The sequence below is a fragment of the Gynurincola endophyticus genome, assembly GCF_003991195.1.
Taxonomy (GTDB): Bacteria; Bacteroidota; Bacteroidia; order Chitinophagales; family Chitinophagaceae; genus Gynurincola; species Gynurincola endophyticus.
This window is the reverse complement of record NZ_RCWL01000002.1, coordinates 83,126-97,804: the sequence shown is the minus strand read 5'-3', so window position 1 is coordinate 97,804 and position 14,679 is coordinate 83,126. Positions and strand designations below refer to the sequence as shown.

At 35.8% G+C, this 14,679-nt stretch carries 11 protein-coding genes and 1 CRISPR repeat array; of the genes, 8 read left to right on the top strand and 3 right to left on the bottom strand.

The annotated features are described in order from the left end of the window. From D9O48_RS04390 to cas2, 8 genes are all read left to right on the top strand, one after another. The gene (locus D9O48_RS04390; RefSeq protein ID WP_126971024.1) at positions 1–327 is read left to right on the top strand and encodes an EthD family reductase; all 327 of its coding nucleotides are present in this window, start codon (positions 1–3) and stop codon (positions 325–327) included. Between the two features lie 9 nt (positions 328–336). Next, a complete protein-coding gene (locus D9O48_RS04385; RefSeq protein WP_126971022.1) occupies positions 337–963 on the top strand; it encodes a 4'-phosphopantetheinyl transferase family protein in 627 nt (208 codons plus the stop codon). A gap of 63 nt (positions 964–1,026) precedes the next feature. Then, entirely contained in the window at positions 1,027–1,419 is a 393-nt protein-coding gene (locus D9O48_RS04380) for a hypothetical protein (RefSeq protein ID WP_126971020.1), read from the top strand. A gap of 498 nt (positions 1,420–1,917) precedes the next feature. Continuing rightward, the gene (locus D9O48_RS04375) at positions 1,918–2,427 is read left to right on the top strand and encodes an O-acetyl-ADP-ribose deacetylase (protein ID WP_126971018.1); all 510 of its coding nucleotides are present in this window, start codon (positions 1,918–1,920) and stop codon (positions 2,425–2,427) included. 4 nt (positions 2,428–2,431) lie between these two features. Further along, a complete protein-coding gene (locus D9O48_RS04370) occupies positions 2,432–2,971 on the top strand; it encodes an RNA 2'-phosphotransferase (protein ID WP_126971016.1) in 540 nt (179 codons plus the stop codon). Between the two features lie 288 nt (positions 2,972–3,259). Further along, the gene (gene cas9 / locus D9O48_RS04365) at positions 3,260–7,561 is read left to right on the top strand and encodes a type II CRISPR RNA-guided endonuclease Cas9 (RefSeq protein ID WP_126971014.1); all 4,302 of its coding nucleotides are present in this window, start codon (positions 3,260–3,262) and stop codon (positions 7,559–7,561) included. A 50-nt stretch (positions 7,562–7,611) separates the two neighbouring features. Then, positions 7,612–8,508 (top strand): type II CRISPR-associated endonuclease Cas1, encoded by an 897-nt coding sequence (gene cas1 / locus D9O48_RS04360; RefSeq protein WP_126971012.1) that lies wholly within the window; start codon positions 7,612–7,614, stop codon positions 8,506–8,508. Between the two features lie 27 nt (positions 8,509–8,535). Then, positions 8,536–8,871 (top strand): CRISPR-associated endonuclease Cas2, encoded by a 336-nt coding sequence (cas2, locus tag D9O48_RS04355; protein WP_233589183.1) that lies wholly within the window; start codon positions 8,536–8,538, stop codon positions 8,869–8,871. 105 nt (positions 8,872–8,976) lie between these two features. Further along, positions 8,977–10,228: direct repeats of the CRISPR family, unit length 46 nt; unit sequence GTTGTGTAATACTGAAGTTACATCAAAAATGAAAGCAAATCACAAC. A gap of 528 nt (positions 10,229–10,756) precedes the next feature. On the opposite strand, the gene D9O48_RS04350 is transcribed toward cas2, so the two are convergent. The 3 genes from D9O48_RS04350 to D9O48_RS04340 all read right to left on the bottom strand — a co-directional run bounded on the left by D9O48_RS04350 (position 10,757) and on the right by D9O48_RS04340 (position 14,564). Continuing rightward, complete coding sequence (locus tag D9O48_RS04350) at positions 10,757–11,734, bottom strand: hypothetical protein (RefSeq protein WP_126971010.1); 978 nt, start codon at positions 11,732–11,734, stop codon at positions 10,757–10,759. A 476-nt stretch (positions 11,735–12,210) separates the two neighbouring features. Next, complete coding sequence (locus D9O48_RS04345) at positions 12,211–13,218, bottom strand: cytochrome d ubiquinol oxidase subunit II (RefSeq protein ID WP_126971008.1); 1,008 nt, start codon at positions 13,216–13,218, stop codon at positions 12,211–12,213. A 2-nt stretch (positions 13,219–13,220) separates the two neighbouring features. Beyond that, complete coding sequence (locus D9O48_RS04340) at positions 13,221–14,564, bottom strand: cytochrome ubiquinol oxidase subunit I (protein WP_126971006.1); 1,344 nt, start codon at positions 14,562–14,564, stop codon at positions 13,221–13,223. Between the last annotated feature and the right edge of the window lie 115 nt (positions 14,565–14,679).

Genomic DNA, 14,679 nt, shown 5'->3' with positions numbered 1-14,679 from the left:
ATGGTAAAAATAACAGTCGAATATCCTATTAATGAATCATCATGGTTTGATATAACCTATTATGTAAAAAAGCATCTTCCTTTATCAAAATCCATTTTTGGAAGTGTATTAAAAGGTGTTACTATAGAACAGCGTATAGATGAAAATGATTACGGAATCTGTAAAATGGTGATCGGTTGTCTTTTTTTCAATACAGCAGATGATTTTTATAATCATTACCTGCCCGCAGCTGAATTATTAAGTAAAGATGCGGAAAACTATACGAATGTTACACCACATGTTCATCTGAGTATAATGAATGTGATGGAAGAATTCAGAATTAATTAATCATGAAAAGTGATACATCTTTATTATTCTTTAATGAAAGGTTCTGAGCAATCAGAATGGTTCGATTATTATTATTCGAAATTAAATGCTCATTATAAGAATAAGATTAAAAGTTTATTAAGATGGCAAGACAGACAGGTGAGTCTGCTTGCCATTTTTCTATTAATAGAGAAAGTCTGTAATGGTGATTGGACTTATTTAAATCATATTCAGTATAATACTTTTGGAAAACCATTCATAAAAGGCATTCCATTTTTCAATATTTCACATACACAAGATCTGGCTGTAGTACTAACATCTGAATCTGCTGAAATAGGTATAGATGTTGAGCTGATTCAGAACATTGATATATCTGAATTTAGAAATGTACTCAATGAAGAAGAATATAAGAATGTAGAATCGGATGCATTGCTTTTTTTTGATTACTGGACAAAAAAGGAAGCCGTTTTAAAAGCGAAAGGAGTGGGGATGACTATTGATCTGGCAAAGGTTAATGTAACAAGGGATAGCTGTATTGTAGAAGGAGTAGAGTTTTTTATGAAAAATGTTTATATTAGAAAGGAATACTGTTGTTGGATTGCGCAACAGTTGAAGCAAATACAATATATTAAAGTTGAAGAAATCTTTTTAAGATAATAATTATTTTACTGAGTACGTTGTTGATGTATAAAAGATAGAATCAAATAAAAGTATCTATATATGAGTTTTCAGCAGGATTTTTTTAAATGGATTCATTCTATTACAGCCACTAGTGTGGCGAATGAAAAAATTACAGGTTTTAATTTCGGTTTAATAGAAACTGAAGAACAGTATTTAATGTACTTAACCGGTTCGGAACACTTTGATGCAGATGATGATGATTGGGCTACAGAGGTTGATTTTGAACCCGCGAATAAGTATCTCGGCTTCGGAAAAACATTTTCTCAGGGAAAAGAATGGAATGAAGTGCTGGAGTTCTCAAAAAAAATATTAACTGACTTTATAGAATCTGAAGCATTTAGCAACTCTTTTCTGAAAAATGCGGTTGGTATTACCACCGGGTTTGATGACGGGGAGCTGAGTATTGTTTATCTAAAAGATGCTGATGCCTGAATTACTGTGAAAAAAACAGCAAGCCCTATCTATTAAGATACAAAAAAAATGGCAAATTTCCAAATTGGAGTTATGAATTAGTTTTACTATCTTAATATTATGTCATTCGCATGGATGTTGATGATCTATAGAGCAACTGCCTTCTAAGCAGTAGGTCATTGATTTATTTTTGTTACACACATTGCTTATGTTGATATATTTCAACCCGCTTGCTACTTCTCCTGATAATAGTCATCTTACCTGTTCTTTGACCCAAAATAGCTATTCGTTTTGAAAAAAATTACGGCTAACCGTATGACAATGTCATTTCTATTTCTTTAATTGACTGAAATTTTTATCAATTAAAGAAGGAAAAAAAGCATAGGATCGGTACAGTAATCAGTTTATGAGATCTCTTTTTTTGTCATGAATACTTTTAAACTCTAAGATGAAGTTAGACAATAATGGTATTAGCTTTATAAACATTTCTGTTATATTTGCTTGAAAATATTTTATATAATGAAAATAGAAGTCTTAAGAGCAGACATTACTAAAATAAAAGCTGATGCAATTGTGAATGCAGCTAATACATCTCTCTTAGGCGGTGGGGGTGTAGATGGTGCTATTCATAAAGCCGGAGGTAAAGCTATTCTGGAGGAGTGTATTGCTATTCGAAATAAACAGGGGAAATGTGCTACCGGAGAGGCTGTTTATACCACCGCTGGAAATCTGAGTGCAAAATTTGTGATTCATACAGTAGGCCCGGTATGGAACGGTGATCAGGAGAAATGTGAAAGATTGCTGGCTAACTGTTATCGTAATAGTTTATTATTGGCTGATCAGTTGAACGTTAAAGTAATTGCATTCCCTAATATCAGTACAGGTATATATAAATTTCCTAAAGAACTGGCTGCTAAAATAGCTATAGATACAGTCAAACATTTTAATACTGCTGGTATAGAGAAGGTTTTATTTGTTTGTTTTGATGAAGGAAATGAAGAAATTTATAAGAGACTTCTAAATGTATAGCAACATGACGCCCAAACAACAAAAAACGATCAGCAAATTTTTAAGTTACGTATTGAGGCATCATCCTGAACAAATACAACTGCAACTGGATGAAAACGGTTGGGCAGAGGTAGGAGAGTTAATTATAAAATCTCAATCGGAATATATTTCTTTTGATAAAGAACAACTTGAAGAAATTGTTGCCTCCAATGATAAAAAACGTTTTGTATTTAATGAAGATCATTCGAAGATTCGCGCCAATCAGGGTCATTCTATTGAAATAGACCTTGCACTTACTACCCAACAACCTCCTGAATTACTTTATCACGGAACTGCTGCAAAGAATATAGATTCTATAAAAACAACCGGTATACAAAAAAGAAACCGACAACAGGTACACCTGAGTGCAGACAAAGAAACTGCTTTAAAAGTAGGTAGCCGTCATGGTAAACCCGTTATTTTAGTAATTGATGCCGGTAAAATGTATGCCGACGGCATCAGTTTTTATATTTCAGCCAATGGCGTATGGCTGACAGATTATGTAGCTCCGGAGTATATATTATAACTGCTGCACAGCGTTTTATTTTCCACTATTATAACTGCAGATGGATATTTGCGATAATTCTTTTCTGTTGATAAAAATCAATATTTACAAAGGGGGTTGTATTTTTTTTATTTAAATACGGAAAACCATACTGCAAGTGTATGAGTTTTTTAATATATTGTTTTAAATAAAAATGCCCCGAAGGTAGTCGAGGCGCTAAATGTTTTCACAACGGAAAAATCCTTATTGTGATTTGCTTTCAAAGTAAAGCTAACAAAAAGTTGGAAATAAAAAAATAAAACTTGCTAAATGGGAAAAAAAATTCTTGGCTTAGACCTGGGAACTACTTCTATTGGCTTTGCGGTGGTAGATGAGGGTGAGGATTATGAAAGTTCATTCATAGAATTGGCCGGAGTGCGTGTAAATCCTTTGACAACAGATGAACAAACAAACTTTGAAAAAGGAAAACCTATAGCTGTAAATGCCGAACGTACTTTGAAAAGAGGAATGCGACGGAATCTTGATCGATATCAGCTCCGGCGAAGTGCTCTAATAAAATTATTGAAAAATAACAACATTATAAACGACGATACTTTACTAAATGAAAGTGGTAATGATTCAACTTTCTCTACCTGGAGAAACAGGGCTTTAGCAGCTACCGAAAAAATTTCTTTAGCTGACTTTGCTAAAGTACTACTGGCTATTAATAAGAAAAGAGGATATAAAAGCAGTCGAAAAGCGAAGTCGGCAGATGAAGGACAGGTCATTGATAGTATGTCCGTTGCCAGACAATTGTATGATCTGAATCTTACCCCCGGACAGTTATCTTATTCCTTATTAAAAGATGGCAGGAAGCGATTGCCAGACTATTACAGATCAGATTTAAATGCTGAATTTGATAAGGTATGGGAATATCAGAAACAATTTTATCCTGAGATATTTACGGATGACTTTAAAAAGCTGCTTTCCGGTAAGGGGCAAAAAGCTACATCAGCAATATTTTGGAGCCATTACGGTTTTAATATCGCAGAAAATAAAGGAACCAGAGAAGAAAAGCGATTGAAGGCATATGAATGGCGGTCAAAAGCGTTTTCATATCAGTTAACAAAAGAGGAAGCTGCTTATGTAATCACAGATATCAATGGTGAAATAAATAAATCCAGCGGATATCTTGGAGAAATAAGCGATCGAAGTAAAGAGTTGTTTTTTAATAAAGAAACAGTTGGTCAATATCTATATAAAAAACTACAGAATAATCCTCATAGCCGACTTAAAGGACAGGTTTTTTACCGACAGGATTACCTGGATGAGTTCGAAGTGATCTGGCAGACCCAGGCCGGATATTATCCTCAGCTGACAAACCAACTAAAACAAGAGTTGAGAGATATCGTTATTTTCTATCAACGGAAATTGAAATCTCAGAAAGGCCTGATCAGTTTCTGTGAGTTTGAAAGTCAGGAAAAAGAGATGGTGCAGAATGGTAAAACAATTAGAAAAAAAATCGGCTTACGTGTAGCACCTCGTTCTTCACCTTTGTTTCAGGAGTTCAAAATATGGCAACAATTGAATCACCTGGAGTTCAGGAATAAAAATTCCCGTGAGAAAATAGCTCCATCGCAGGAAGAAAAAGATTTATTGTTCGAAGAGTTAAATGTAAAAGGAAGATTAAGTGCCGGCGATGCTTTTAGAATATTAGGATATAAACCATCCGATTGGGAAATGAATTATAAGTTTTTGGAGGGGAATAAAACCTCAAAAGAGTTATACGACGCTTTTTTAAAGATATTAGAATATGAAGGGTATGAAAATAGTTTAATTAAAAGTGATAAAGATGACAATATCGATGTATCGGTAATTGAACAACCGGCTTCAGAAATCAAAAAAATGGTTGAAACGGTTTTTAATTCATTAGGAATCGATACTGGTATACTAAAATTTGATGCAGAGTCTGACGGTAAAGCATTTGAAAAGCAACCTTCGTATGTTTTGTGGCATCTGTTGTATTCGGTGGAGGACGATGTTAAAAACTATACACAGGAAGATATAATTAGATATGGTAACAGTAATGTGGGCCTTAAAAAAAAGATATGTGAAAAATTCGGTTTTAAACCGGAACATGCTAAGATTTTATCAGAAATTGTTTTCCTGGGTGATTATGCCAGTCTTAGTACAAAAGCATTAAGAAAGATCGTTCCTTTCATCAAAGAATTAACTTATGATAAAGCTTGTGCGGAAGCAGGATACAGGCATTCGGCAGCTTCTTTGACGAAAGAAGAAATAGAAAATAAAGTACTAAAAGATCGGTTACCTTCTATAAAGAAAAATGAATTGCGTAGTCCCGTAGTAGAGAAAATTCTCAATCAGACTGTCAATGTGGTGAATATGCTGATAGACCGGGAAAATGAAAAGAGAAGATTAACGGGTAATCAACACCCTTTTCATTTTGATGAAATCCGGATAGAGTTATCCAAAGAATTAAAAAAGAATACAGCAGAAAGAAAAGAGCTTAGTACTGCTATTAATTCAGCAGAGTTAAACCATATAAAAATTTCAAAAATACTTCAGACTGAATTTGGAGTACCTAATCCTTCAAGAAAAGATATAATACGTTATAAGCTGTATGAAGAATTGAAAAATAACGGATACAAGGATATTTATACAAATACTTATATCCCCCGGGAAATATTATTCAGTAAACAAATTGATGTGGATCATATTATTCCGCAAATGACACTTTTTGATGATAGTTTCTCTAATAAAACATTGGTGTTTAGAAAAGTTAACCAGGAGAAGGGCAATCAAACGGCATTCGATTATTTGTTAAATAAAAATGGTGAAAAGGGGATAGAAGAATATTTAAACAGAATTAGATTGCTGCATGAATTTAATTTAAAAAATAAGGAAGAAGGTATTGGCAAAGCAAAATTTCTCAAACTGCAGAAAAGAGAGAGCGAAATAGGAGACGGCTTTATTGAGCGGGATTTAAGAGAAAGCCAATATATCGCTAAAAAAGCGAAGGAAATAATGTTAGATATATCAAGGAGAGTGGTTTCTACCAGTGGAAGTATAACTGCGCGTTTAAGAGAAGACTGGGGACTAAACAATATCATGCAGGAGCTGAATTATCCACGCTATAAATCTGTGGGGCTTATTGAATCTGTTCTGCAAAAAGATGGCCAGATTAAAGAAAATATTGTCAATTGGAGTAAGCGCGATGATCATCGGCATCATGCAGTAGACGCTTTAGTGATTGCTTTAACAAAGCCAGCCTATATACAGTATCTGAATCACCTGAATGCACGGAAGAATGAAAGTCATCCACTCCATGGACATATTATTGGTATAGAAAAGAAGCACGCGGATATTGTTTATGATTCTCTGGGCAACCGGAAAAGAAAATTCAAAGAACCTGTAAAGAATTTCCGGGCTGTAGTAAAAGAACAACTCGAACAACTGTTTGTATCGCACAAAGCAAAGAATAAGGTAGTTACTAAAAACAAGAATAAAATCAGGATAAAGCAGTTTGAAAAGGTTACAACCGTACTAACGCCCAGAGGACAGTTACATAAAGAAACTGTTTATGGGAAGTATAATTTTTATCAAAGTAAGGAAGAAAAAGTTAGTGCTAAGTTTGATAAAGCTACTATTGAAAGAATAACAAATCCTCACTATAGGAAGGTATTGTTGCAGCGGTTGACTGAAAATGATAATGATCCTAAAAAAGCCTTCACCGGAAAAAATTCATTGAGTAAAAATCCGGTTTATCTGGATGCTGAAAAGACAAAAATCTTACCTGAGTTGGTCAAATTAGTTTGGTTGGAAGAGGATTACTCTATCCGTAAGGAGCTTACTCCGGATAATTTCAAAGATGATAAAAGTATAGAAAAAGTGTTGGACGAAGGAGTGAAGCGAATATTAAAAGAAAGGCTAAACGAATTTAACGGAGATGCGAAGAAAGCTTTCTCTGATCTTGAAAAAAATCCGGTATGGCTCAATAAAGAAAAGGGCATAACCATTAAAAGAGTTGCTATCAGTGGTGTGAAAAATGCTGAGCCTTTAGGCTTTAAAATGGACCATTTGGGAAAGTCGTTATTAGACGTAAATGGTGAATTAATTCCGAATAATTATATACAACCTGGCAGTAATCATCATGTATCAATCTATGCAGATGAAAAAGGAGTATTGCAAGACAGGATAGTTTCATTTATCGATGCGGTGCGATTAGTAACAAATGGAGAAACAGTGATTGATAAACAATATAATCAGGGTTTGGGTTGGAAGTTTCTGTATACAATTAAAGTCAATGAAATGTTTGTATTTCCCAATGGTTTGTCGGGTTTCAACCCTTTGGAAATAGATCTGCTGGATCCAAAGAATAAAAGCATGATCAGTCCGAATCTGTTCAGGGTACAATCTATTTCATTACTCAAGTATGGGAATAATATTATCAGAGATTTTAAGTTCAGGCATCATCAGGAGTCGAAGCTGAATGATGATAAAAATTTGCAGGGGGTAGCTTATCGTCAGGTAAAAAGTTTAAAAGATCTGGCTGGAATTGTAAAAGTCAGAATAGATCATATTGGTAATATCGTTTCGATAGGAGAATATTAGAGTACTGAATATTGTTTACGGTTGAATAAAAAACATTTCAACTTAAGAGAATGATAAAGAAAACTTTATACTTTGGAAATCCTGCTTATCTGAAAACCAGTAATGAACAATTAATTATTGAGCTTCATGATAGCGGTGAAAGAAGAACAATACCCATTGAAGATATAGGTTTACTAATATTAGATCATCGTCAGATTACGATTACGCAGGTTTTGTTGGCGAGATTACTGGCAAATAATACGGCTGTTATAACCTGTGATGAAGCGCATCATCCCGCAGGGATGTGGTTTAGTCTGGATGGTAATACTTTACAAAGCCAGCGTTTTCAAGCGCAGGTGGAAGCTACAGTTCCACTGAAAAAGCAATTGTGGCAACAAACAGTGGTTTCTAAAATACAAAACCAGGCTGCTCTTTTGAAACAGGAAAGGCAGGAAAGTAAGCTATTGTATACCTATGCCGGTGAAGTGAAAAGCGGCGATAGTGAAAATCACGAAGCAAAGGCTGCGGCATATTATTGGAAAAGAATTTTCCCGGACTTTCTGATGTTTAAAAGAGATCGGTTCGGTGATCCTCCTAATAATTTATTGAATTACGGATACGCCATACTTAGAGCAATAGTAGCAAGGAGTCTGACGGGGTCAGGATTGTTACCGACTTTGGGAATACATCATAGAAACCAATATAATTCCTATTGCCTGGCTGATGACATCATGGAGCCTTACCGTCCTTTTGTAGATAAACTGGTTTGTCAAATCATTAAGGGTAATGGTAAATTTTTAGAGATGACACCTTCTATGAAGCATTTATTGCTTAGTATACCTTCAATGGATGTAACCATTGAAGGAAAGAATAGTCCATTAATGAATGCTGTGCAGCGTACAACAGCCAGTTTAAGTAAATGTTATGAAGGGAAGGCCAGGAAAATAATTTATCCTGAGTTGATTTAATTTGAGGATAGAAAAGCTGAAAGTAAAATGTTTCATCGTATAAATGCATATCGTACTATGTGGGTATTGGTATTCTTTGACCTTCCGACTGAAACAAGAAAGGAAAGAAAGATTTATGCAAAATTCAGAAAAGAAATTTTAACGGATGGTTTTACCATGTTTCAGTTTAGTATTTATTTACGGCACTGCTCCAGTAAGGAGAATGCTGAAGTGCATATCAAGCGGGTGAAGAGTAAATTGCCGGTAAAAGGGCATGTAGGTATTATGTGTGTAACAGATAAACAATTTGGCATGATGGAGATTTTCCGTGGCAGGGAATTAAGTCCGGTGCCGGAAGTGGTTCAGCAATTGGAGCTGTTTTAACGGGGAAAGATACCTGAATAGGAATAAAAAAACGGAGCTGCAGCTCCGTTTTTTTATTTAAAATCTCTTGTAATCTGTTAATTATAAAAGATTTAGATGAGTTCTGTTGTGTAATACTGAAGTTACATCAAAAATGAAAGCAAATCACAACTATTTTTTCTTTATTCCAAACTATTTTTCTGTTGTGTAATACTGAAGTTACATCAAAAATGAAAGCAAATCACAACTAGGTGTTTTATGTTATGAAGACTTAACAAGTTGTGTAATACTGAAGTTACATCAAAAATGAAAGCAAATCACAACAAAAGAGGATTAATAACAATAATTAATGAAGTTGTGTAATACTGAAGTTACATCAAAAATGAAAGCAAATCACAACGATAAGGCAGAGGTAACGCAGGATTATATTGTTGTGTAATACTGAAGTTACATCAAAAATGAAAGCAAATCACAACTAGAGTATAAAGTATTGATCAAAAAAGGAAATTGAAGTTACATCAAAACTGAAAGCAAATCACAACTAGCAATAGACCTTCTTAACAATAGGTCGAGTTGTGTAATACTGAAGTTACATCAAAACTGAAAGCAAATCACAACTAGCAATAGACCTTCTTAACAATAGGTCGAGTTGTGTAATACTGAAGTTACATCAAAACTGAAAGCAAATCACAACTAGCAATAGACCTTCTTAACAATAGGTCGAGTTGTGTAATACTGAAGTTACATCAAAACTGAAAGCAAATCACAACTAGCAATAGACCTTCTTAACAATAGGTCGAGTTGTGTAATACTGAAGTTACATCAAAACTGAAAGCAAATCACAACTTTCTCTAAGGCTTATGGAGTTTCAATACAGTTGTGTAATACTGAAATTACCTCAAAAATGAAAACAAATCACAACGGTATCGGTAAAGCCCCTGATACCTGTTTAGTTGTGTAATATTGAAGTTACCTCAAAACTGAAAGCAAATCACAACCACTGTGTTGGATGGAATGGGACATAATATGTTGTGTAATACTGAAGTTACCTCAAAACTGAAAGCAAATCACAACCGGGAAAATCAATAGGTTTTTTCCCGTATTGTTGTGTAATACTGAAGTTACATCAAAAATGAAAGCAAATCACAACTATCACATTAATGTGATTGCATATAGTACGTTGTGTAATACTGAGGTTACCTCAAAACAGAAAGCAAATCACAACTAATATAATTAGCGAAATGGGCGATAAATGGTTGTGTAATACTGAAGTTACCTCAAAACTGAAAACAAATCACAACAATAGAGCGGAACCGGAACAATAGCAGGATAGTTGTGTAATCCTGAAGTTACCTCAAAACAGAAAGCAAATCACAACTTTAAGAAAGTTACGACTGAACTTTATAGTGTTGTTTAATACCGAAGTTACCTCAGAAAGAAAGCAAATCGCAACGGTAATGACCTGCACAACGATTGAATAATAGTGTAATGCTGAAATTTCATTAAGACTGAAAGCGAATCATAACCAATCATTTAAAGTAAAGGTTTTATGAAAAGTTGTGTAATACTGAAATTAGAGTAAAACAGAAAGCAAATCACGACGGAGTAATCCGAAAAGGCTGTAAATTCATTTTGTTATATTGAATTTACTAAAATGAAAGCAAATCACCGCTAACGATTTCCCTATACTTCTTTTTGAGCTCCGTAATACTGAAATTACCTCAAAAATGAAAGCTAATCTCAACACATCAATAATACCCCAAAATGTAATCCAGGCTTTATTCTTCAAAAATAGTATTTAACTTATTATTTTCAATAATATGTTTATAAAGGTTGATGTAAGTCAAGTTTGTTATTTTATAGTGCAGCTTAAACTACTGCACTATAAAATAAACATTGTTGTAACTTATTTCTTTACCGGCTTTCGTACTATCACCATTCCTGCATAACTCGGCGTAGCATAGTATTGAGCATCCAGGAGGCTGGTGGGGTCTTTTAACTTGGGCACAACTAACAGTGCACCCCCTCTTTTATTGTTGTTCTGACTATCACGGATGGTACTGCCATAATCGATAGCGATCTGACTACCTGCCTCAACCTGATTGAACTCCATCGTATTGGGCCTTACAAAATCATCTTGTCCATCCCATTTAACTGTTGCATCCTGAACTGCACAGGTCATGGAGGCTTTTCCTTTAAAGTTGACTGAACCTTCGGCCGAAATGGTTACCGTTATCGGGTTAGGGTTACAGGTAGGTTGGAGTGCTGAGCCTTCCCATACACCTTTCAGAGATGCAAAAGCTGCCGGTGGTGTTGTTCCAAAATGTTCCACGTTATTGCGGAATCTGTATTGATTCGAAAACTCTATGGAAGTATAGCCATCATACAACTCACCGTTATCATTCGCATAAATTAATATTTGTTGACGTTTGAAGTCTGTTGTATTCGCCCAGGTGGTAATGGTTGTGTTAGAGGGGGTGCCAGATACACGAATGAATTGCTTATAGTTGCTGCCTCCGTTGGCATTGATATCTACGTTATTCTCGGCCAGTATGCTGCCACTTGCGTTTAATAGTTTCATCGTGAAGGTAGTGCCATTTCTTGAAAGAACGAGCTTGCCCTTGCCGATATCACTTCCTTTGCCTGCAGGAGTTGCATATATGGCAACCGGATGCTCTCCCGCGTAGAAATCAGCTACGGCATTTGCGTCTGTATAAGTAAGCGATGCGGCCCCGGAAAAATTCTTTGCAATGCCTACCGAAAATTCTGAAGATGTACCACCTTCGATCGGGGTTTCTTCTTGATGATCGTCATCGTCGGCAGCGGTACCGTCTTTACCGCATGAAATAAATACGACTATACTGGCCATGAGAACTGCACTCACACTAAAGTATTTTGCGAAGCGCTGAGTTTTTATTACTAATCTGTACGTTAAGTTTATCATATCATTGTTTTATAAAATCTGAATTTTTATACTGTGCCTCTATTGCTATTATTGTAATTAGCTTCAGGCAGGTGCTTCCCGGTTTTTCATTTTATTAATTTTAACAGCATAAAATTCGGAAAACGTTTCTGGCAGCACAATACGCAATTTTGCGTATTATTTTATTAAACAAAGATTGATATTGATACAACTTAAACGACATACAGAAGGTATGTTCTTCTGAAAAGCAACATTCTTCGGCGAACGATCTTTATGTAAAAATGGTTGGTTTATGTTGTATGCCGAAGCCTGCACCATAATATACGGCGACTTCTTTTCTTAGAATCAGATAACGGTAAAAAATAAAAAGAAGTAAGAATAGTTTAAAAGAATATTGAGCGTAATTTTATTCGTGTAGATATTAATGTTATTATTTTTTATTGAACTCTTCTTCGATGAAATGAATACAACAGATAAAAAAAGAACGGTAAGATAAAAATTGAACCCAGCATCAGCGCCCAGGCCAATACTTCTATTGTTCTTTCACTTCCCTGGTGATCAACCAGTGAAAGAGATTGATTATTTGCTAACAGAATGAGATCGGGAAAATGATTATAGGTGGCCGCTACGAGAATCATAAAAGTTTGTAACGCCACGCATATTCTCATCGTTGTAATTTTTTTGTGCTTAAATGCCCAAAAGAGTACTATGATCGATAAAGTAGCGAGAACGATGGCAATCTGACCGATCGTTTGCCCGAATATCCAGGTGAACAAAGGAATCTGCTCAAAATATGATGTTGTGAATACCAGCATGCCTGCTATCATTACTACAAAAAAGTATGTTCTGGCTTTTCCGGTCAGGTATTGTACAAATTCTTTATTCTCTGCTTCTCCGATGATATAAACAGATGCAAGATAAGCACTGATTGCAACGGTAAATAACCCTACACTAATACCGAATGGGTTCCACCAGCTGAAAATATAGGCACTTAAAAAATCTGTAGCAGCCGGATCTATGTGTCGTGAAACGGTACTGGCAGCAATCAAACCCAGAAAGAACGGGGTTATAATGCTGCTGACGCGGAATATCCGGTTATACACTTGTTGCCAGTTGTCGTTAATTGCATCATAGTGTCTGAATGTAAATGCAGTACCTCTGGCTATAATTCCTAATAACATCAGCACCAGGGGTATATGGAGGTAGATAGAAACCGTGCTATAGATAGTCGGAAATCCGACAAACAGCACCACGATGGCAATAATCAGCCACATATGATTGGCTTCCCAAATCGGGCCCATTGATTTGTAAGAAGTGTTTTTGACTTTCTCAATATTTTTTTTACCTGTAAATGTTTCTAATATTCCCACTCCAAAGTCTGCTCCGCCCAAAATCAGGTAGAGATATAACGATACCCATAAAAAGGCGATCACTACATATAACATGGCTAATGTTTTGGCTTTTTTGTAATAAAATGGGGATCTGTGGGATCATAAAGTTTACCCACCATCTTCATCTGTCTGTAAAGTAGAAATATTACAATCGCGGATAATGAAATAAACACAGCTGTAAATATGTAAAATGAATAAACTATACCCGGCATAGGTGTTACTGCATCTTTTGTGCGCATGATTTCATAAATGATCCACGGTTGCCTACCGACTTCCGTTACTACCCAACCGGCTTCCAATGCGATATAGCCCAGCGGAATGGCAAAGACGAACAGTTTAAGGAACCATGCTGCCGACAGCCAGCTTTTTTTCTTCCAGACGGCGAGCAGATATATTAATGAGATAAGGCAAAGTAACATTCCCAGGCTGATCATAATTTGAAAAGCATAGTGTGTAATGGCTACCGGTGGCAGATTTTCTTTAGGAAATTCATTTAATCCTTTCACGGGTGTTTTAAAATCTCCATGAACCAGAAAGCTTAAAACACCAGGTATTTTAATGGCGTAATTTACCTCTTGTTTTTCTTCATCAACAATTCCACCTAATATGAAAGGAGCAGCAGGTTCTGTATGAAAATGAGCTTCCATAGCTGCCAGTTTGATCGGTTGGCGTTTTGCTACATCTTTTGCTGATATATCACCACTCAGCGGTTGTAACAGCGCTGCGATACAGGCGCAGGTAGCTGCAATTGAAAATGCTTTGCGGTGAAACTCAATGTTTTTCTTTTTGAGGATCATGAGTGCATGTACTCCGGCCACCGCAAAGCCTGTTGCGGTAAAGGCTGCCAATACCATATGCAATGCCTGTGAAAACCAGGCTTCATTGAGCATGGCTTTTATCGGATCTATATTAGAGAAAACGCCGTTCTGATAATCAAACCCGGAAGGACTGTTCATCCATGCATTAGCAGCCACTACCAATATACCAGATGCCAGTCCGCTGATACCCACCAGTAAACCTGTTATCCAGTGAAACCATTTGTTGAATTTGTTCCAGCCATATAGAAAAAAGCCTAGAGCAATCGCTTCTATAAAAAATGCAGTACCTTCTAAAGAAAACGGCATGCCGAAAATGGGGCCGGCATGTTTCATAAACTCTGGCCAGAGTAAGCCCAGCTCAAAAGAAAGCATGGTACCGGATACTGCACCAGTGGCAAATAAAATGGCAACGCCTTTACTCCAGGCCTTGGTTAATCCTTTATAAACTTCATTACCGGTTTTCAGATATTTATAATGACTGATGGCCATGAAGAATGGCATAACCATTCCAACGCAGGCAAAAATAATGTGGAAACCTAATGACATGGCCATTTGTGACCGGGCTGCAATAAAATCATTCATGTTATTCAGAATAAAGTAATGCTAAATGTATGGCGCACAAACGAGGGAGAATAGAGATGATATGTAATACAGCAGAAAAGCTTTATACAATCGCTCAATTCTACCAGTAATATTG